The 20,413-nt window shown below is 36.3% G+C and carries 19 protein-coding genes, 1 tRNA gene and 1 pseudogene; 12 read left to right on the top strand and 9 right to left on the bottom strand.

The annotated features are described in order from the left end of the window. Window positions 1-53 precede the first annotated feature (53 nt). The 4 genes from C0Z22_RS13130 to C0Z22_RS13115 form a co-directional block, all read right to left on the bottom strand. Window positions 54-1,316, bottom strand: a complete 1,263-nt coding sequence (locus tag C0Z22_RS13130) for a Glu/Leu/Phe/Val dehydrogenase (RefSeq protein WP_103218830.1) — start codon at window positions 1,314-1,316, stop codon at window positions 54-56. A gap of 109 nt (window positions 1,317-1,425) precedes the next feature. Then, a complete protein-coding gene (locus tag C0Z22_RS13125; protein WP_103218829.1) occupies window positions 1,426-2,244 on the bottom strand; it encodes a hypothetical protein in 819 nt (272 codons plus the stop codon). Window positions 2,245-2,349: 105 nt separating this feature from the next. Then, a complete protein-coding gene (locus tag C0Z22_RS13120; protein ID WP_103218828.1) occupies window positions 2,350-3,231 on the bottom strand; it encodes a ParB/RepB/Spo0J family partition protein in 882 nt (293 codons plus the stop codon). 107 nt (window positions 3,232-3,338) lie between these two features. Next, window positions 3,339-4,115, bottom strand: a complete 777-nt coding sequence (locus tag C0Z22_RS13115; RefSeq protein ID WP_158246927.1) for a ParA family protein — start codon at window positions 4,113-4,115, stop codon at window positions 3,339-3,341. A gap of 209 nt (window positions 4,116-4,324) precedes the next feature. Here C0Z22_RS13115 and C0Z22_RS13110 point away from each other — a divergent pair, with 209 nt between their 5' ends. From C0Z22_RS13110 to C0Z22_RS13095, 4 genes are all read left to right on the top strand, one after another. Further along, window positions 4,325-4,642: a rhodanese-like domain-containing protein gene (locus C0Z22_RS13110; protein WP_103218826.1), complete on the top strand. Its 318-nt coding sequence runs from the start codon at window positions 4,325-4,327 to the stop codon at window positions 4,640-4,642. Window positions 4,643-4,670: 28 nt separating this feature from the next. Continuing rightward, window positions 4,671-5,777 (top strand): quinolinate synthase NadA, encoded by a 1,107-nt coding sequence (nadA, locus tag C0Z22_RS13105; RefSeq protein WP_103218825.1) that lies wholly within the window; start codon window positions 4,671-4,673, stop codon window positions 5,775-5,777. A 36-nt stretch (window positions 5,778-5,813) separates the two neighbouring features. Beyond that, a complete protein-coding gene (locus C0Z22_RS13100; protein WP_103218824.1) occupies window positions 5,814-6,962 on the top strand; it encodes a cysteine desulfurase family protein in 1,149 nt (382 codons plus the stop codon). A gap of 90 nt (window positions 6,963-7,052) precedes the next feature. Beyond that, on the top strand, window positions 7,053-8,024 hold the full coding sequence (locus C0Z22_RS13095) for a hypothetical protein (protein ID WP_103218823.1): 972 nt from the start codon (window positions 7,053-7,055) through the stop codon (window positions 8,022-8,024). Here C0Z22_RS13095 and C0Z22_RS13090 read toward each other — a convergent pair. Together C0Z22_RS13090 and C0Z22_RS13085 are read right to left on the bottom strand one after the other, a co-directional pair. Further along, window positions 8,019-8,810: a hypothetical protein gene (locus C0Z22_RS13090; RefSeq protein WP_103218822.1), complete on the bottom strand. Its 792-nt coding sequence runs from the start codon at window positions 8,808-8,810 to the stop codon at window positions 8,019-8,021. The genes C0Z22_RS13095 and C0Z22_RS13090 overlap by 6 nt on opposite strands. Next, the gene (locus C0Z22_RS13085; RefSeq protein WP_103218821.1) at window positions 8,810-9,979 is read right to left on the bottom strand and encodes a hypothetical protein; all 1,170 of its coding nucleotides are present in this window, start codon (window positions 9,977-9,979) and stop codon (window positions 8,810-8,812) included. The genes C0Z22_RS13090 and C0Z22_RS13085 overlap by 1 nt, the downstream gene beginning before the upstream one ends. An 81-nt stretch (window positions 9,980-10,060) precedes the next feature. On the opposite strand from C0Z22_RS13085, the gene C0Z22_RS13080 reads away from it, so the two are divergent. Together C0Z22_RS13080 and C0Z22_RS13075 are read left to right on the top strand one after the other, a co-directional pair. Then, entirely contained in the window at window positions 10,061-12,259 is a 2,199-nt protein-coding gene (locus tag C0Z22_RS13080; RefSeq protein WP_103218820.1) for a hypothetical protein, read from the top strand. A 14-nt stretch (window positions 12,260-12,273) separates the two neighbouring features. Beyond that, a complete protein-coding gene (locus C0Z22_RS13075; protein WP_103218819.1) occupies window positions 12,274-13,359 on the top strand; it encodes an RluA family pseudouridine synthase in 1,086 nt (361 codons plus the stop codon). On the opposite strand, the gene C0Z22_RS13070 is transcribed toward C0Z22_RS13075, so the two are convergent. Both C0Z22_RS13070 and C0Z22_RS13065 read right to left on the bottom strand, forming a co-directional pair. Next, the gene (locus tag C0Z22_RS13070; RefSeq protein WP_103218818.1) at window positions 13,322-14,050 is read right to left on the bottom strand and encodes an HAD family hydrolase; all 729 of its coding nucleotides are present in this window, start codon (window positions 14,048-14,050) and stop codon (window positions 13,322-13,324) included. The genes C0Z22_RS13075 and C0Z22_RS13070 overlap by 38 nt on opposite strands. 70 nt (window positions 14,051-14,120) lie before the next feature. Beyond that, the gene (locus C0Z22_RS13065) at window positions 14,121-14,723 is read right to left on the bottom strand and encodes a hypothetical protein (protein WP_103218817.1); all 603 of its coding nucleotides are present in this window, start codon (window positions 14,721-14,723) and stop codon (window positions 14,121-14,123) included. Window positions 14,724-14,885: 162 nt separating this feature from the next. Here C0Z22_RS13065 and C0Z22_RS13060 point away from each other — a divergent pair. Next, window positions 14,886-14,961: transfer RNA gene (locus C0Z22_RS13060), tRNA-His, on the top strand. Window positions 14,962-15,155: 194 nt separating this feature from the next. On the opposite strand, the gene C0Z22_RS13055 is transcribed toward C0Z22_RS13060, so the two are convergent. Beyond that, window positions 15,156-16,691, bottom strand: coding sequence for a Fic family protein (locus C0Z22_RS13055; RefSeq protein ID WP_103218816.1), 1,536 nt, complete (start codon window positions 16,689-16,691; stop codon window positions 15,156-15,158). A 579-nt stretch (window positions 16,692-17,270) separates the two neighbouring features. Between C0Z22_RS13055 and C0Z22_RS13050 the strand changes: the two genes are divergently transcribed. The 5 genes and pseudogenes from C0Z22_RS13050 to C0Z22_RS16130 all read left to right on the top strand — a co-directional run bounded on the left by C0Z22_RS13050 (window position 17,271) and on the right by C0Z22_RS16130 (window position 20,355). Next, the gene (locus C0Z22_RS13050) at window positions 17,271-17,762 is read left to right on the top strand and encodes a hypothetical protein (protein ID WP_103218815.1); all 492 of its coding nucleotides are present in this window, start codon (window positions 17,271-17,273) and stop codon (window positions 17,760-17,762) included. 11 nt (window positions 17,763-17,773) lie between these two features. After that, a pseudogene (locus tag C0Z22_RS13045) lies at window positions 17,774-17,959 on the top strand (ion channel); the annotation flags it as partial. Between the two features lie 244 nt (window positions 17,960-18,203). Continuing rightward, window positions 18,204-18,764: a hypothetical protein gene (locus C0Z22_RS13040; protein WP_103218813.1), complete on the top strand. Its 561-nt coding sequence runs from the start codon at window positions 18,204-18,206 to the stop codon at window positions 18,762-18,764. Between the two features lie 19 nt (window positions 18,765-18,783). Further along, window positions 18,784-19,800, top strand: coding sequence for a flotillin family protein (locus C0Z22_RS16135; protein WP_199177566.1), 1,017 nt, complete (start codon window positions 18,784-18,786; stop codon window positions 19,798-19,800). Between the two features lie 39 nt (window positions 19,801-19,839). Beyond that, the gene (locus C0Z22_RS16130) at window positions 19,840-20,355 is read left to right on the top strand and encodes a flotillin domain-containing protein (RefSeq protein ID WP_199177572.1); all 516 of its coding nucleotides are present in this window, start codon (window positions 19,840-19,842) and stop codon (window positions 20,353-20,355) included. Window positions 20,356-20,413: the final 58 nt, after the last annotated feature.

Raw genomic sequence — 20,413 nt, 5'->3', positions numbered from 1 at the left:
AATAAAAAAAAAGCGCGCCCATTAAGGACGCGCCTATGATTGTAATATAAATCTTAACCTGGGAAAAGACCTCTAAGTCTCATTGCTCTCTCTAGTCTTCTTAGAGCGGCAACGAAAGCAGCCTTTTTCATATCAATATCATATTTCTGGTGAGCTTCATAAACATTCTCGAAAGCATCTTTTAGGATGTCGTGAAGTTTTTTGTTGATCTCAGAAAGATCCCAGAAGAAGTTCTGAAGACCTTGTACCCACTCAAAGTAAGAAACGATAACACCACCAGCGTTACAAAGAATATCTGGAACTAGGAATGAACCATTCTTAGTTACGATATCAATCGCAGCTTTATTAAGTGGACCGTTTGCACCTTCTGCAATGATCTTAGCTTTAACATTGTGAGCATTCTTTTCAGTGATAACACCATCGATTGCTGCAGGGATTAAGATATCAACTTCAAGAGCGAAAAGTTCTTCGTTAGAAATTTTCTCTACTCCATCCATATCAGCAAGAAGGCGTCCACCTTTTGCCCAAGCAACAGCTTTTTCAATATCAAGGCCATTTGGATCATAAATAGCACCTGAAACATCAGATACAGCAACGATCTTTGCACCTTGTGCTTGAAGGTCTTCAGCAGCAGGAACAGCTACCTTACCAAAACCGTGAATTGCAACTGTTGTATTTGTATCAATTGTCATTCCAAGTTTCTTTGCAGCAAAGTTAACACAGAATGCAACACCTTTACCTGTAGCTTCACTACGACCTAGTGAACCACCAACAGTAATTGGCTTTCCTGTTACTACACCTGGAACAGTGTAACCTTTTAATTGAGAATATGTATCAAGCATCCACGCCATTGTTTGACCGTCAGTACCAATATCTGGTGCTGGAATATCAATCGTTGGACCGATAATCATGTTGATCTCAGTAGTGTATCTTCTAGTTAGAGACTGAAGCTCTTGACGAGAAAGTTTTGTTGGATCAACACAAATACCACCTTTTGCTCCACCTAGAGGCAGACCAACAAGGGCACATTTAAAAGTCATAAGCATAGCAAGACCAGCTGTTTCAGCTAAATCTACGCCTGGGTGAAAACGTACTCCACCTTTTCCAGGCCCAAGAGTCATATTGTGCTGAACTCTGAATCCTTGAAAAGTTTTAACAGTACCATCGTCAAGACGAATAGGAACTGCTACTTGAAGTGCTCTTTTTGGGTGTTTAAGTCTGTCGGCAACGTTTGGATCAAGTCCCATAATTGCTGCAGATTCTTCTAATTGCGCAATGGCATCCTGGTATAGTGGATTATCTAGAAGATTGCTCATTTTTTTAACTCCGTTATACGTAAAATAAGGACTAATTTACTCCTATTGTAACGGAAGCGCTAGCTTTTGCTTAGGGCAAAAGCTGACTTTTTTTGGCGAATTCGGTTAATTAGAAATTGAATGGTGCATGATAATTAATGCGCAGCACATGGTCAGCATTACTTCCCCCTACCATATCAATTGAAGACGCTCTTGCTCTCAAGTTATTTGTGATGGCCTGTTCAACATAGAATTCAACAGTCGTCCCTGCCGGATTGTAATCAACAGAGGCAATAGTACGGTTATCATTAAATTTCTTTTGTAGCTGCATTGTCACGCCATCAGATAAAGAAAGGTGTGTGTTTGCATCGATATAAGGATTGATAAACTTAATTGTTGCAAGACCTTTTAGAACCTTCGCTCTAAACTTCACTTTAAAATTTGGTAGAAGCTCAGCTTCAGAACTAGGTGAAAGAGTATCTTTCATATTTCCAACGGCTTCAAGAGTTGAGCCTTTCTTAGCAGATTTAACAGAGCCCGAAATTCTCTTATCAATATATCTTAGAAATTGCTTATTAAAGTAGCGCTTTCTCTCATCAAGAGTCGAAAGTCGATAGATCGTCGTCGTAGAAAGATCCCAATTTTTTACGTATTCATCGCGTTCTTGTAGCTGATGGTAGTGATTAGACATACGCTGAAGGACGCCGGCCTTATCGTAAACAAAGACGTAATCAAGAAATGTTTTATACTCTTCAGGCTTTGGCGTGTAGTCAACATCTGCATAGAAGCTTTGCGGAGTACGATCTTGAATCTTCACTCTAGGGTTGAAGTTTTTAAACAAAGTTAGGTCAGAAGCAACTGTCTGAATAGTAAACACTACCAGAGTTAGCTGTATAAACCTTGAACAGTGTGTATAAAATTTCTCTCTCTTGTTTGCCTTGTTTAGCATCGTAAGCCCCTCAAATTACATAAGTAATATGTTTAATTACTAATATAATTTGCAAGGACGATGCCAAAGGTGAACTAGTTAAACTAGCTCACCTAAAAGCAGCGATTACATATCTACGATATTTTGTGTTTCTTTAAGAAGTTGATTTAGAAGCGCTTGCGTGTCTTTATCAAGCTTCTTTGATTTAGCTTGAGATTTAAGCGTCTTGATGAATGCGTTAGCAGTAAGTCCCTTTGGAACTGTTGGAGTTTTCTTAACTTTACCAGCTTTTAGAACACCACCATCTTTAATGGCCTTCTTAAGCTCAGCTCTTTTAGTCAACTCACCTTTATAAAGCATCTTTGTAAGTTTAGTTTTAAGAACACCTTTTTCAAGAGCATCAAGTTCAAGAAGAACATACTTCTCAATATTAAATGCTTTTGCTGCTTCCTTAATTTTCTTGCCCATTTTAGCAATCATTAGTGAGCGGTGAACTTCAGACTTTGAGATACCAAGTGCAGCTTGGATCTTTCTTTCACTAGCTTTTGTCGCTTTTTGGTAATTAAGAATACCATCTGCTTTATCAATATAGTGAAGCGCTTCTCTTGAAGAGTTTTCAGAGAACTGAATTGCCATAAGCTCTTGTTCTGTCTTCTTATCAAGAATAAAACAAGGACACTTTTCTTTCTTAATAAGTGTCATGGCACGGTAGCGTCTTTCACCACAAATTAGAACTAGTCTGCCTAATTTATCTTTATGAAGAACAAGTGGTTGAATTAGACCGTTTTGCTTAATGTTTTCAGAAAGCTCTTTAAGAGAGCTATCATTAAACTTCGTTCTAACCTGTTCTTTAACTACGATTTCTTTTAAATAAACTTCATCAAGCTTAGCACCTTGAAGAAGGCGATCACCCGATAGTCTTTCAACTACTTTACTATCTAGACCTTCAGTTAGATCGATTGTCTTTCTTTGTCTTTTAGAAACTCTTGGAGCAAAGTCTTTTGCCATAAATTCCTCTTCCCTATGTTGAGACTGTTTTCCTTTAAAGAGGGCCAGTCACACACACATGGCCCCTTTAAAAGCGAAACACATCCGTGTGTCTCAAAAATTATAGATTATAGATTTAATGATTCCCAAAGTGCCGTGTAATCACCGTGACCACGAGACTTTTTCCCCATCTTACAGATAGGTCTTCTTAACGAAATTGATTCTTGCATTTGAACAAGATTTCTAATTGGTGGCGTAATATTGAAAGATTGAGCAAGTTCTTCAAGTCTCTGCCTTTCAATCTTTCTTCTAGTATTAACCATTGATGGAATAATTGAAAATTCAAGTGATGGATTTTCAGTTTCTTTAATAATTTCGAAAGTATCCATTAACTCTTCTAGACCATCAATTGAGTAGTCCTGTGCCTGAGTTGGGATAAGAATTCTATTTGAAGCAACTAGTGCCATAATAAGCTCATCTCCAAGCATTGGAGGAGTATCGATTACAACGTAATCAAACATTCCTTCAGGAACTTGCTCAAGTCTAAGTCTCATCAACCTTTCCTTACGACCTGCTTCTTTTCTAATCTCACCTTCTGAAAGGATGAGAAGTTTAGAAAGATTGGCCATATGACGGCTTGATGGAATAACTGTGATATTCTTATGAAATTTCCCCTTACCTTCTGATGGAACCATAACGTCTTCAATAGTAACGTCACCAATTAACCACTCAGGGATAAGAGTTCTGTGAATTTGTAAATTAAAAGTTGAACTTAGATTGGCCTGTGAATCTAGGTCAATAACAAGTACTTTGTTCCCTTTATTAGCTAAGTGTGTCGCTAATTGGTAGCACTGCATTGTTTTCCCAACACCACCCTTGTTATTTGCAACCGTAATAACTTCCATGTAAGCTCCCTCGGTCATCCCTTTGACCGTAATAAAAGACTATCTATATAAAATGTTAAGAAAACTATCACGCAACGTCAAATACCTGATAAAACATTTTTTTTAACTTAGCGCAACACGAACTGGAACCAATTTTAAGGATGTTCAGATGACAGCTCGTTTCAAATGTTCTATCTTCCAAAACGTCAATTATATAAGGAGATGACACAATGATTAACTTTATGGAAGTTGGTGAATTAAAAGATTTAATGGACAAGAATACAGACCTAGTTTTAGTTGATTGTCGCGAACAAGATGAGTGGGATGCTGGCCATATTGATGGTGCTATCTTTATTCCTCTTTCTGATTTTGCAAATCAATTTGGTAATCACCTAACTGACAAATCAAAGAAGATCGTTGTTCAATGCCGCAGTGGAAAGAGAAGCTTAACTGCTTGTCAATTTCTACTAGAAGAAGGATTTGAAGACCTTTACAACCTTGAAGGTGGAATTCTTGCTTGGGACGAAAGCGGTTACCCAATCAAATAATTAATCTTAAAATCGAGAAGGAAGAAAAATGTTAGATCTATTCGGTAAAGAAGAAGTTCACCGTCCGATAATTTCTCAAGAAGAGTTATCTGATGAAGAAGTACTAGTTGAGTTAAGAAAGATCAAAGAAGAACTTAAAGATCAAGTTGTGGTTCTTGGACATCACTATCAGCAAGACGACGTTATTGAATTTGCAGACTATAAAGGTGACTCACTAAAGCTAGCACAAGATGCAGCCGTTTTAGACAAGCCTTATATTATTTTCTGTGGTGTTCACTTCATGGCAGAAACAGCAGATATGCTAACGAATGAAGATCAACACGTAATCCTTCCCGATATGCAAGCTGGATGCTCGATGGCCGATATGGCAAATCGTGAAGAGATCGATAAAGCATGGGCATTCATGCAAAGATCAACTAATGATAAGATCATCCCAATTACTTATATCAACTGTGCAGCAACTCTTAAGTCATTTGTTGGCGAGAACGATGGAACAATTTGTACTTCATCAAATGCACACAATATTATCAAGTGGTCCTTTACTCAGGGACAAAAACTACTATTCTTCCCTGACCAACACTTAGGACGCAATACTTGTTTTGATCTAGGCATTCCACTAGAAGATATGGTTGTTTACAACCCAAATATGCTTAATGGTGGATTAACAGCAGAACAAATCGATAATGCAAAAGTAATTCTTTGGTACGGATTCTGCTCTGTTCACCAAGGCTTTACTGCAGCTCAAGTTGAACAAATTAAAAAAGATAAACCTGATACAACTGTTATCGTACACCCTGAGTGTAACTTTGATGTTGTACAAGCAGCTCATGACAATGGATCAACTGCTTACATCATTAATAAGATTAAAGATGCACCAGCTGGTTCTAAATTTGCCGTTGGAACAGAAATCAACTTGGTTAACAGACTAGCAAATGATTTTCCAGATAAAGAAATCACTTCCCTGTCACCTTACCAGTGTTTGTGTACAACAATGTATCGAGTAAGACCTCGTTGGCTACTTGCCAGCTTTAGAGCAATTAAGGAAAATAAACCTATAAATATAATTAAAGTAGATGAAAAAACAAAAGAGTACTCATTAAAAGCACTTAATAAGATGCTTGAGCTGAGTAAGTAATAGGTTTAATACACAAGATTAAGGAAGAGGGACAACATGCAAGAAATTTACGCGGATTACAATGGTAGTGCTCCAATTTGTAATGAAGTTAAGGAGTATATTATCAACCGACTTAACAAGGGGCCATTTGCTAATCCAAATGCTACTCACCACGTCGGCGCTCGCGTAAAAGTTGCAATGGAGAATGCTCGTTCAGTATGCGCAAAGCTTTTAGGTGCGCATATGAGCCAACTAGTTTTTAACTCAGGCTCAACTGAAGGTATCTCAACTGTTTTCCAATCTGTTTTGTTAAATAACCCAAAAAAGAAAATCATCATCTCAGGTATTGAGCATTCAGCGGTAAGCAATAATGCTCAATTCTATGCAGATAACTTTGGCTGTGAAGTATACACACTTCAAACGAAACCAAATGGTATCGCAGATATTGAAGACCTCATTAATCATATCGATGACAATACTGCTCTTGTTGCAGTAATGGCCGCTAATAATGAAACTGGTGTTATCCAGCCATATAACGACATTGCAAAAATCTGCCAAGAACAAGGCGTACCTTACCTTTGTGATACAACTCAATTTGTAGGTAAAACTTGTTTTAACTTTGAAGAGTCAGGTATTGATTATGCAGTGATCGCTGGACACAAAATTGGCGGAATGACAGGCTCTGGTATTCTCGTAGCTAAAGATCCTACAACTTTAAAGCCTCTTATCATTGGTGGTGGTCAAGAAAAAGGCCTACGTGGTGGAACACAAAACTACTTAGGTAACGAAACGCTAGCAGTAGCGCTTACATATTCAATGAATAACCTACAAAAACACGAAGCTATTAATAGCAAACGTGAAGAATTTGAAAAGAATATTAAAGCTAAGTTTCCACAAGTTGTTATCATTGGTGAAGAAGCTCCAAGACTTTCTTCAACAACATATCTTTCATATCCAGGTATCCACGGACAAGCAGTTCAAATGGAGCTTGAGTCGGAAGGTATTTATGTAACAACTTCATCAGCATGTTCTGACAATAATCCTCAGACATCTAAAGTTCTTAAGGCCATGGGAGTAGCTGACGATATTGGTCGCGGCGTAGTGAGAATTTCTTTAGGGCTATGTAACGATCCGGCCCTCTATGATAGAATTGAAAATGCACTTACAATTGCATATGAAAAACTATCTAAAATTAGAAGCTACTAGAACTTGAAAAAAAACAAATTACTAATACCTATATTGATACTTATCGGAGTTATCACTTCATGTAGTGATAACTCTCGAAAGTATAGTTATATGAAAGCCGACAAAAGCTTTCTCTCAAAAAAAGACTCAGACACAATCTACTTCGCTTACACTTCTAGTTTAAATTCAAAAGTTGAATCACACAGTGACGAACTTATTGTTTCTTCTAAAATTGAATTTGGTGGAGATGCACTACTTTATAAGTTCATTTCTGCATTAAAAGAAAAGCTTAGTAATCTTGTTCTGATTGATGGTGGACAGATTTTAGAAAAAGAGTATGACCTTGCTGGCGAGTTGATCCTAAATCAATTGGCCAATTTCAATTATGATGCGATTCTCTTATCTGATCATGAATTAATTAATTTCAAAAATAACCTTCTTCCTCGTGAGCTTCCATTTGTAAATTCTAATCTTATTTCACTAGATACAAATTCAGCATTTAATCAATATGGAAATCAAGAGTATATCGTTAAAGAAGTTGGTGGAATTAAGGTTGGAATTATTGGATTGACGCCATATAAGCCAAAGTTAAAAAAAGAAGATGGCCTAGAAGGGATCCTTTTTGATGATGTTGTTGCTCGTGTAATTGAAATCAAAAAGGCACTAAAGGGTAAAACTGACCTTAATATTGCACTTCTTCACTCACATACAGAGTGTAGCGATAAGATCGATTATAAATTTAAGAATTGTTCACTTGATAAGCAAGCAACAGAGACTATTCTTAAACGCTTACCCCCAGATACATTTGACTTAATTTTCACTGGTAATAGTTTTGAACCATATATGCAAGTATCGGGCTATCCAATTATTTCAAATATAGGTCATGGTGAATTTATCACTCTTGTAAGCTTTAACAAAAAGACAAAAGAAGTGAAGGCTGAACAAATTAGGGTATGTTCTCATTTTTATCAAGCCGTAGATAGCTGCTATATTGACCCAGAAGATATTGATAGTATCAAGAAAGTAAGAAAATCTCGTATTAAGCTAAAACCTGCTACAGTTTTTGGTAAAGAGATCTTATAAGCAAATAAGAATCCCCTCATCATTACAGAATGTACTAAGTCCAGGAGAGCAAAAACCTGCCGGAGATCCATTAAAACAAAGAGAAGGAAACTTCGTATCTAAAACCTTATAACCACGAGGGCAAGCTGGTTGATTCTTTGTTCCACACTTATCCTTTCCACAAAATTTACTGCCACCTTGTGCACAATTAAAGTCGACGACTTCGTAACTGCCTTCCTCACAAAGATCACACTTATACTTCACCACATCCTTACACTCGATATTCACACCGTGACAAAGAGTTCCACTTTTTAAAGTTTTAGATTTTAAATAATCCAAACCACCATTTACAAATACATTATCAAAATATGATTTCTTAAGTTGATTGTTAAACGGAGAAAACTTTTTAGAAACAGTATGATTTAGAAGAGGATAGTTTACACTCTCTCCATCAATTATAAGATTAAGCTTTATCTTATCCTGTACATGAAGATTCATCTTAAAATCACTAATTCCTTCTTTAGAAAGAATTGCATCATCATTAAAGCTACATTTCCCCGAGGATCTCTTAGTCACTCGGTACTCTCCTAGAGATTTATTAAATGGTGTTTTATAAAAGTAGCAATAGTCATTAAAGGTAAATAGAAGAAGCCATGTATTCTTCGGTTCATAAACCCCTTTACTTCCCTGATAGAGTTCATTCATTTGAAAGTTATTAGTAAAGGCCAACTCTTCTTCCAAAATGAAATTCTTTTGGTTGCAAGAAATGAAATTTAATAGAAGTAATAAACCCATTATAAACTTCATTATAGTGTCCTCATACAACGAAAAGCGATTTTATAATCTGATCCTATCTCGTTAGAAACAAAAGGATCAAAAGCAATATTATTAATGCCAAATCCCTCTCCATCCCAATATCCACGCATTCCGGTCTGATGAGCTTTTTGATGCCAACTAAAATAAAATGAAGCCAATTTTATATTTTCACTTGGATGAATAATATTTCTTAAGTATTCAAGTGGGCCGCCAAAAATTTCATAAACACCGGCCCATGAAACATTGTGACTATTTTTTTGGATATAATTCTGATCCAGACACTCACTAGAATAATCTTTTTTACAAAGTTTAATTCTTTCTTCTTTAGTTATTTCGTCAATATGAAATTCTTTCATGCGCTGAATTTTATTAATTAGAGTTTTGGTATTCTTTCTTTCCCATGGGTAAAAAGGCGCTCTTAAGTACTTTGTTGTCGTATCATTTAGATCTTCTGGATGAATTGATATAGCATCAAAGACACGGGCACTTAAAATTGATTTCCCTTGAAAAGAACAATAAGCATCCATCTCATCAATTGAAAGCCCGTAAGCATAAGAGTACTTATTTCTATCCTGTATTTTCTTTGCCGCTTCTTGAGCAACTTTATCTTTAGAGATCTTTGCCCAATTTAGAACTTCCCAGTTTTGCACATGGTATTTATCAACAAAAATATTGCGATTGAAGTTATCCCACGAAATAGTTACATCTCTTTTATTGGCCAAGAACGGATAATATCTTTGAGGAACATAGACTTCCTGACAACTGTCGACAAAGCTAAGTTTAAGTTCTTCATCAAAGCCATCGGCCTTAACTGTATAATCATAGTAGCGGTAGCTAGGCATCTGATGGTAGCTGTAGTTACCCTTCAGCCTAATTGGTACTAATTTCTTATTAATATGGACATTGACAAGCTTCTTTTCCAGTAAACAGGCCATATACTCTGGAAAACATTGGTAATACTGGTCATCTACATAGCTAAGCTTCTTACACATTCCCTCTTTATCGAGGTGTGCGTTCTCCCATTCAAACTTTAATGTTTTAACAATTTCGATAATTTCTTCATTTGAAAGCTTAGGGCCAGAGCTTTTCTTCGTGAAAAGCCAATACCCGAGCCCAACACTCAGAATAAGAATGGAAGTAAAGATTATTTTTTTAAACATTTCTCACTTATATGTAACACCCAATCAATGGTAAAATTATAACTAGAAATCCCCTATGTTAAAAGGTTTCAAAGGAAGATTATGGATTGGTTAGATAGTTTAAATGATTTAGAAGTTAACGGAAATGAGACAATGTCATTTTTTGACTACTACGAGCTCTTCAAAAAATTTCCAGACAGGGAATTAAGACCAACTTCGGCCTATCTTCAAGACATGGTGGACTATTTTGGACGCGATGATCATGGACACCTCAATGTTTTTCAAAAAGATGATCAAGATGCTCCTGCAGTTTTTGGTCAATATAAAATTGAAGAAAAAATAATTGAGCAGTTAAGAAATTTTGCTGAAGAAGGTTTCAATAATAAATTTATTTTACTAGTAGGGCCAAATGGTTCATCTAAGAGCTCACTTGTAAAACGCCTTATGAAAGGTGCTGAAGATTACTCTAAAACTGATGAAGGTGCTCTTTACACTTTTAGCTGGATATTCCCAATCAATACTGTCATTAAGGGAAACCTTGGGCTTAACCAAACTCATTCTTCGGTAAATTTAAATTCTTATGCTTTATTAGAAGATAAAGATATCTCAGCAATTCTCGCTTCGGAGCTTAAGGATCATCCACTTCTTCTCATTCCAAAAGAAGTAAGAAAAGATATTATTCACTCAGCTTTTAACGACCAACCAGAGAAATTAGAAGAAATTGAAAAATCGTACCTTGTGCGCGGTGATCTTTCGAAAAGAAATCGTATGATCTACGATGCACTCTTAAAAAACTACAAGGGTAAACACGAAGAAGTATTAAAACATATCCGTGTTGAGCGCTATACAGTTTCTCGTCGCTATTCTCGTAGTGCCGTTACAATTGAGCCTCAATTACATGTTGATGCAAAGATGCAACAGATTACAATGGATCAAAGACTTGCATCACTGCCACCTTCTCTACAATCACTGAACCTATTTCAAATGTCAGGTGAAACAATTCATGCAAATCGTGGAATCCTAGAATACTCAGATCTTTTAAAGAGACCACTTGATACTTTTAAGTATCTACTTATGACAATGGAATCTGGTTCAATTAATCTTGGTGGTATTCTAACTGAGCTTGATATTTTCTTTATTGGAACATCTAACGAAGTTCATTTAACAGCATTTAAACAACATCCAGATTTTAATTCATTTAAAGGACGTTTTACATTTATTCGCGTTCCTTACCTACTGGACTATAAGTGTGAGATGGATATTTATAAGAAGCAAATTGATAGCATTAAGGATCGTACTCGATTTGAACCTGGCTCACTTTCTGCCATTGCAAAATTCTCAGTTATGACGAGAATTCGCTCTTGTATGAGTAAACACTACGAAGACAACAAAAAATTATCTGCAATTGTGACAACTCTTAATCCACTTGAGAAATGCGCGCTTTACTCAAGTGACCGCCAACTTCCGGCCCACCTTAATGTTGAAGAAGCACAGCTTCTAAAACACAATATTGGAAAGGTTGAATCTGAGTTTGAATTCGATAATCTCTATGAAGGTAAGTTTGGTATATCTCCTCGTGATATCAAGAATATGATTTATCGCCTTGCGGACTTAAATAAAGATATTACTTTCATTGAAGTCCTTGAGTATTTCAGAAGAATTATCAACAAAAAGTCTGAGTATGACTTCTTAAACATGTCTGCCCATGGTGACTACCATAATCCAGAAAAGTTCATCCAACTTATAAATGAAGACTGTCTCGATCAATTTGATCGTCAGCTAAGAGGATGTCTTGGACTTGTCGATGATCGTTCATACGAAGAGTACCTAAAGAAGTATATTCAAAATATCAACGCACTTATTAAGGGTGAAAAGATAAAGAATGAAGTGACTGGAAAATATGAGGAAGGCGATGCTTACCAAATTAAAGAATTTGAAAACAATATTTCTTTAAAAGAAGACCCTTCAACTTTCCGTTCACACTTAATCTCTAAACTTGGGGCATGGTCGTTAGATAACCCAGGACAGAAAGTTGATTATATAAAGATCTTCCCTGAGGTTGTTGATCGTCTTAAAGAATCTTTTAGACAAGAGCAAGAGAAGGTCATTAAGAATATTTCTAAGAACTTAGTCTTCTTTGAAGCTGAAAAAAGTGGCAAGGATGTTCAAGGGCACATTCCTTTAAAGGAAGATATTAAGAAAGAAATTCAACAAATTATTGATAATCTTAATACAACTTATGGTTATTCACAGAACGGATCATTTGCGCTAATAAAGTATCTAATTAAAGAAAGATATTAGTACTTTATTAGATTATGGCCATTCTCAATAAGAAATTTACAACACAAGTATATGAAGTCACTTACTATGTTGAGGAAACTCAGCATGGTATGAGACTTGATCAATATATGCAAATCTATCTTGAGACTTGGTCACGTCAAGAAGTAAAGAAACGTATCAAGGCAGGCGATGTTCAAATCATTGGCCGCCCTGGAAAACATCGTCCTTCAACAACTCTCCACTACAAAGAAAGAATCTTCTTTAGAATCGAAAGAACAACTCAAGAAGATGAGTACTGGCGTGGTGAATTAATTGAGTTAGACGAGAAACCAGAGATTATCTTTGAAGACAAAGAGCTTATTGTTATGAATAAGCCTCCTTATATGGCCTGCCACCCTACTGGCCGCCACCTCTTCTACTGTGCAACTGTTATGTTTGAAGAGAAGTATGAAAAAACCATTCACTCTATTCACAGGCTTGATCGTGAAACATCAGGGGTTATGATGTTAGGAAAAGAGCCCCAGATAGCCAACTTAATGGGTGAAGAGTTTATCCACGATCGCGTAAAGAAGTGTTACTTCTTTATCGCCAAGGCAAATGAAGACTACAACGGCGAAATCGAGTTCTATTCAGATGAGCGACTTGGCGCTGGTGAAGAAGGTTTAAAGCGTGTCTATATCGACTCTTACCCTGTTGATTCCCATGAAGGTAAACACGCCTACACAGACTTTAAGGTTTTATTTAAGGAAGGCGACTATGTTATTGGCTTGGCCTTCCCTCAAACAGGACGCCAACATCAGATTAGAGTTCACGCTATGCTTAGAGGACTTCCACTAGTTGGCGATAAGCTCTACCTTGGCTCATTTGAAATGTTTCAAAGATTTAAGGACAATTTAGCGAGCCCAGAAGAATATGATCAAATGGAGCACAATCGCCACTGTCTTCATGCCATAGGACTCAAGCTTCACTATAAGGGTGAAGATCGCATGTATATTTCTTCACTGCCAAAAGATTTCATTCCACTTATTAGTGAGAGATTTACAACTCCTGTTGAAGAAATTGAATCGACTGTAAAAGATGCTGCTAGAGATTATTTTTCAGGTAGTTTAAAACCCCGCTAGGCCCTGCATTCTCGCTTCCTTCAAGAATTACGTGAGGCTTAACTGCAAGCTTATCGAGAACTGATTTAATATTTGAAACACCAATTGATGTTTTTACTTTATCAAACATTGATTGATCATTAAGGCTATCTCCAAAATAGATAGCATCTTCGGCCATATTTAAATTTGGATAGAACTTATTAAAGAGTACTTTCGTTGCATTTGCTTTTGAAAGATTTCCACACCAAAAGTTTAAGTGCACATTAGACGTTGAGTAGTTAATCCCCTCTTCATCCATAAGGTGGCAGATTTCATTTTTAAACTTCTCATCTTCAAGATCACAAAGCTCAATTGCACGATCAGCAACTCGTCCCAGAGAGTCACTTGTTAAATAAAGGTTAGGATATTTTTCTTTAAGCTTTATACAAAAGGCTTCAAGTTTTGCTAACTCACTTTCAGGAACAAGAAATTCATTTTGAATAAGTCCTGCTTTATCACGCCAGCTAATTGCTCCCCCACCTTCAGAGATAACAATTGGAAGTGAAGTAAAGTGAGTGATTAAAAAGTGTGCCCAAGAAATTGAGCGGCCAGTAACAATGACAAAAGGGACTTTCTTCTCATCTGCTAATTTTAAAATATCGAAAAGCTCACTACTCATTTCTGTGTGATGAGTAAGTGTTCCGTCGAAATCTGAGAGAATAATTTTTGTCATTGGATAGTCCTCTTAATTAAAAAGGCGGCACTAGGCCGCCTTCTTAGTTATATATAATTTCTGGAAGATATTATAGTGGAAACGATACACCAGCAAGGAATGCTGTGAATGAATCTTTAAGTCCAACTTGAACTTCCATTGTTCCATTAAGGTGTTTAAAACCTTCGATTGGAAGTTGTCCGTTGATACCAGTGTTAAGACTGATTGTTGTATCGTAAGTTTTAGTGTCACCATTTAGTGAAAGCCCTACTGGTAGTGAAGCATATGGATAAGCTTCTTTACCCCAGAAAGAGAATCCCTTAGTGATAGTTGGTGCCATCGAGATTTTTGTAATCCCTTGGTCAAACTCAGTTGAACGCTCTAAAATCCCTTTCACAGAAACTCTTGGTTGTTGCATATAATCTGGATAGATTTCATAGTCAGCACCAACAAATAGTCTTTGTGAACGCTCACCACCTGAGATACCAATCCCACCGTCTACGATTAATTTTTCATCTAGTTTTTGAGTGTAACGAACTTGCATCCCCATTCCGCCCTTATCAGACGTAATTCCAGTAAGTTCCGTTGCAATTTGCTTGCTTCCGCTAAGCATTGGCATCGTTGATTGACCAATCCCGTAAGCAAAAATTGAAGCTTGTGAAAGCATCATTAATGATAGAAATACCTTTTTCATATATCCTTCCTAGTTTTTTGGTAACTTCACTAATCATTTTAATGCCTTGGAGCATTTATATGCAAGATATTCCTAGGACGCTTCGCACAAACCTTACACATTATGCAATTAACTGTTGACTCATAAGGCCCAAGCATTTATAAATAATTCCACATTCTTATGGTGACCGTAGTTCAGTTGGTAGAGCGCCAGATTGTGATTCTGGTTGTCGTGGGTTCGAGCCCCATCGGTCACCCCATTAAAAAAAAGCCCCCGTATTCATACGGGGGCTTTTTTTATTTGTGGTTATAGATTGGGTTTTGTAGCCATGACAAAGTCGTGGGTGGCCCTCACGATGAGGGTCCCCCGCGAGGCCACGATGGCCGCAAAGCGGGGTCACTAACTCTGCATAACGCCCCCACACCTTCAAGTGTGAAGAGCCTGTAAAAGCCGCTAAACATCATTCCAATGTTCAAGCTCAAATTTTATAAATTCTGCAAATTTTGAAATGTCTTCTTTTGTAGAGGCTTGCTCTAGGGATTCCATATAGCGATCTCTATTACTTGTTCTAATGACTGTCCAATTATATCCACCAGAGATGAGCATTAAGTTCATGATAAATCTTCCCATTCTGCCATTACCGTCCATGTAAGGGTGAATATAGACAAAAACAAAATGACCTAAGACTGCTTTTACAAAAGAATTTTCTTCTTTCTCTAACAACTCGAATAATACTTCCATGCAATCTAAGACTGCTGAGCTAGGTGGGGGAACGTGTCTTGAATTAGTAATGTATACCGGAAGGTTTCGATAGCCGGCAACTTTTTCAGCAGGTAATAAGTTTGCTTTTACAAGTGGTGCAAATAATTGTCTATACCAAGACTGAAGATCATTAGATAGAATAAGTCCAGGGTCATCACCACTTAAAACTTTTACAACACTTTCAATTACTTCGTTAAAAGCATTCAAGTATCCCTTCGCGGCCATTGCATCTTTTTGTCTTCTATCTTCTTCAGAACTTTCAGGGTCCCATTCACCTGATTCAATTTTAGATATTAACTCTTCTGTAACTTGATAACCTTCAATCGATAAAGAGTGGTAGGCATCCTGCTTATATGTTTCTTTAATAATCCTTATTGTATTAGTCTTATCTTGCTTAAAGCCTGGAGTGCTCGGCATAATATCAACAACAACTTCTCTCATCATACTCCACATCAACCTGATTCTTCCTGCATATGGAGATGTAAGACGACTCTTCCCTAACTTTGGTCGATATGAATCAAATGGATTAACTTCCTTAATCATGTAACCTGCAACAGACATATCTTTTTGTACCTGCTCAGATTTATTCTCTTCACCTAAATACTTATAAGCACCAACAATACGCTCAGCAGATGCTATTGTTTCTAGCCTAAGTAGAACTCTAGAAACTTCAGCAACACTTAAGGAAGACATCTTTAGAACGATCTCAATATTTCGAGGATATTTTTGAAAATAACTTGCGGTTAACCGACACAAAGCTAAAGGCAGACTCATTCTAGATACACCATTAAATTTATCAATATCGTCTGGAAAATTTTTATCTGTTAATAGAAGCATCGAAGTCCCATGAGGAAGATCGATAGTTGTATTACTTGCCTTTTTCGTTAGCACAACAATTTGACTTGGAATACTCGTATCACCAGCATGTAAGCTTAATGATGATTCTGCCGACAAACAATAATTACCTTTACCAAAACGATCATCTAAATAGTGTCTAACAAATGCCCAAAAGCCACCAAACCAAGCTGTACTTCCCCCCCCTGAATCAGGAGAAGTTAACAAGTACCACCCTCTTATAATTTCAGTAAGAAAACCTGAATCAACTAGCCTTTCTCTATCTCTACGTTCCAGATTGGCCGATCTCACAACACAATCTCTCGCAGTCTCTTTAGCATTTCTAAGAGATTCAGCAAGAAGTTCATGTGGACGTTTACGAGTTTTGGCCATATACAAATCCTTATTTTTAATGAAATCAGTAGTTTATAAACTAATAACTACCTTATTATTTTACTAGAAGTTAGTGTAACAAACTACTAGAAATTAGTGTAAACATTGACTAGATTTTAGTGTTACATAAAATTAGAAGTTAGCGTATAACAATTCTAGAAGTTAATGTTTCTATTTACTAGAAGTTAGTGTCATTCATTATCAAAAATAGTTCAAAAAGTCAAAGATATATTTATAATAGGCTGAAATTATGGCCACACAAATACGTGTTCATGATCAAATACGTACTTTTGAAGTGTATTATTTACGTATATATGACTAGAAATTAATGTAAAATCGATGAAAAGTAGTGATCTTTTTAAGGCACAGACCCCCTAAGATTGCCTAGATTTTATAGATTATTATGTTGATATGTAGAAGTTTTAGGCTAGAAGATAGTGTAAACAATTAAAATATCAAGACTTAGACAGTAAAATTAGCAAATCTAATATCAGTTAAAATTTAGAAGAATTAAACGAGGCCCAGTGTGGCCAGATGTTAAAATCACATCATTGAAGAAAGTCTGGAGCATTCTCTTATATGAAAAGACACCTCTCTGATACTGCCGTAACCTTAATCGTTAGCTTCGCTTTGCTTTTTATCTATTCCATACAAGTGACTTACTTCGGTAAGAAGTATTATGAAATATATGTTTCAGAAGACACAGGATTTATTATTAGTGAGGCAATCATAATTAATAAGAAGGAGTTTTATAAAAAGAAAATTAAAAGTTTAAAAAAATCCATTTCGGAATTTAGAGAAGAAATAAAAGATAAGAAAATTGCGAGAGAGTTATTATTAAAATATAAAATTGCACTTGAAAAAGATGCCCCTGAAATCCTTGATAATCTTCCCTATCCCATTCCTAATGATATATTAGAGATTATGAAAAAGTGTATTGATAACGACTATATGATTCCTACTAATTTTGAAGAATTCAGTGACTTGATAAAAAAGGAGTTAAATGATTCAGCTGTACTCTTAAAAGAACTTTCTGGTGAATACAGTGAACTTTCAAAAGAAACCTTCTAAACTCTTCGGACTTTTTATATTTTAGTATCGTGACAGCAACAACGACAGGTTATGGAGATATCACTCCGTTAACATCTAATGTAAGAAATTTAGTAAAATACCAAATTCTTATTAGTATCATATTAATGGGCCTTATTGTTTCGGCAATGAGTAATCTCATGGGAATAATCATAAGAAGATCTACACGACGTAAGTAGTAATAAAAAATATTTTTAAATATTAGATTTAAAAATAAAGTCATATTCACATTTAAAATAAACAAACACTGCAAAAACATTGTACTAAAAATCAATCACTTATATTCACAACCTTTACTTGAATAAAAGAGACAAAACTTCATAAAGCACTTACTACAGGCACTCTAGACATTTTTACCCCCTAACTACTAATTCTTTTTTCCATATACTTAAAAATGAACAATATTTAATTTTTGGAGATTGGATGAAAGAGATATTTTCTCAAAACCCAGTTTATGCAGTCATGGCATTTGCGGGAACACTGCTATTTGTTTTAAAAATGCTTCTTCTTTTTGTAACGGGTGATGGAGACACGGACTTCGATGGTGACGTTGACATTGAACATACAGATGGTGGCGAAGCTTTCACTCTTGTTTCGACTCAATCAATACTTGCTTTCTTTATGGGCGCTGGGTGGATTGGACTTGCAGCAAAACAAGAATGGAAAATGTCAGATATGTATGGAGTAATTGCGGCCGGTGTTTTTGGTTTTGTGATGATGCTTTTCAGTTCTTTTATAACTTTTCAAATTAAAAAATTTAATAATATTCCAAAAGTAAATATCAAAGAAGCAATTGGAAGAACAGGACGTGCATATACAAATATACCTGCAAAAGGTGAAGGTATTGGCCAAGTTGAAATAACAATTGGAAATAAACAACAGATTCTACAAGCAAGTAGCAAGGGTGAAGCGATTAATGCATTTGAGAGCATCAAAGTTCACTATGTTGATGACTCAGGAAACTTAATCGTTAAGAAAGCATAATATTTAAGGGAGATTACTCATGCTATTTAGTACTTTCGGAATAATGGGAATAATTGTTGTTCCTGTTTTAATTCTGCTTTTTGCGGCAATCTTTTTATCAAAACAATATAAAAGATGTCCATCAAATCAAATCTTAGTTATCTACGGAAGTGTAGGTACAGGACAATCTGCAAAATGTATTCATGGAGGAGGTTCGTTTGTTATTCCTCTTTTACAAGATTATACATATCTATCACTTGAGCCGCTTACAATTGAAATCGATTTAAGAAGTGCACTTTCTAAAAAGAATATTAGAGTAAATGTTCCGTCAACATTTACAGTTGGTATTTCAACGACTTCAAACATCATGACGAATGCAGCAGAACGTCTTCTAGGTCTTTCGACGGGTGAGATATCAAATCAGGCCCAAGATATTATTCTAGGGCAAATGCGTCTTGTTATTGCAACTCTTGCTATTGAAGAGATCAACCAAGATAGAGAGAAATTCTTAGATCTAGTTAATAAGAACGTAAACCTTGAGCTTAATAAAATTGGTCTTGATGTAATTAACGTTAATATTAGAGATATTACAGATGAATCTGGATATATTGAAGCCATTGGTAAGAAAGCTGCCGCAGAAGCAATTAATAAAGCTAAAGTAGAAGTTGCTGAGCAAGATAAAGATGGTGCTATTGGTGAAGCAAACGCTAACAAAGAAAAAGAAGTTCAAGTCGCCAATCAAGTTGCAGAATCAGAAGCAGGACAAAAAGAAGCTGAGAGAAATAAGAGAATTCGTATCGCAAAATATGAAGCAGAAGGTGTTACTGGAGAAGCAGCAGCACTAAGAGAGCAGGAAGTTGCACAAGCAAAGCAAAGAGCGATTACAGAGCAAGGAAAGAAAGAAGCTTTAAAAGAGCAAAGAGTCTTCGTTGCAATCCAAGAAGCAGAGTCTGTAAAGGGTGAGAATGAGTCAAAAGCAAATATTGCAGAATACGATGCTACCCTAAAAGAAAAGCAAGCCGATGCGGCCAAGCGAGGGGAAGTTGCCCTGGCATAAGCGCAAAAGGCAGTTCTTGAAGCACAGAAGCTAGAAGAGATTGCGAGGCTTGAGAAAACAGAACTAGCACAAGAAGAAATTAATAAGAGAAAAGTTGAAATTACTGCAGAGGCAGAAGCAGAAAGACAAAGAAGAATTGCAAAAGGTGAAGCAGATGCAATTCTAGCGAAATATGAAGCTGAAGCACAAGGTATACAAAAAGTACTCGAGGCCAAGGCCCAAGGTTACAACAAGCTTGTTGAAATTGTTGGGGATGATAAGAGACTTGTCCCTACACTACTTATGGTTGAACAATTACCAGAAATTATTGCTCAGCAAGTTAAGGCCGTACAAGACCTTAAAATTGATAAGGTTACTGTATGGGACGGTGGCGGAAATAGTCACAATGGAAAGAGTGCAACGTCAAACTTTCTTAGTGGGCTAATCAATTCCCTACCTGCTGTGCACGATCTTGCAAAACAGGCCGGTGTTGAACTTCCTGAATTTCTTGGACAGCTAACACCACCAGAAAATAATGCCATTGATAGTGTCCCTCCAACAAGTCACAATCAATAAAATATGGGCCCTCTTAAATAAACGAAGAGGGCCATCTTTCAGATATTGATTCTTAAAA

This window comes from Halobacteriovorax sp. DA5, from assembly GCF_002903145.1.
Classification (GTDB): domain Bacteria; phylum Bdellovibrionota; class Bacteriovoracia; order Bacteriovoracales; family Bacteriovoracaceae; genus Halobacteriovorax_A.
This window is presented reverse-complemented; position numbering and strand designations above follow the sequence as displayed.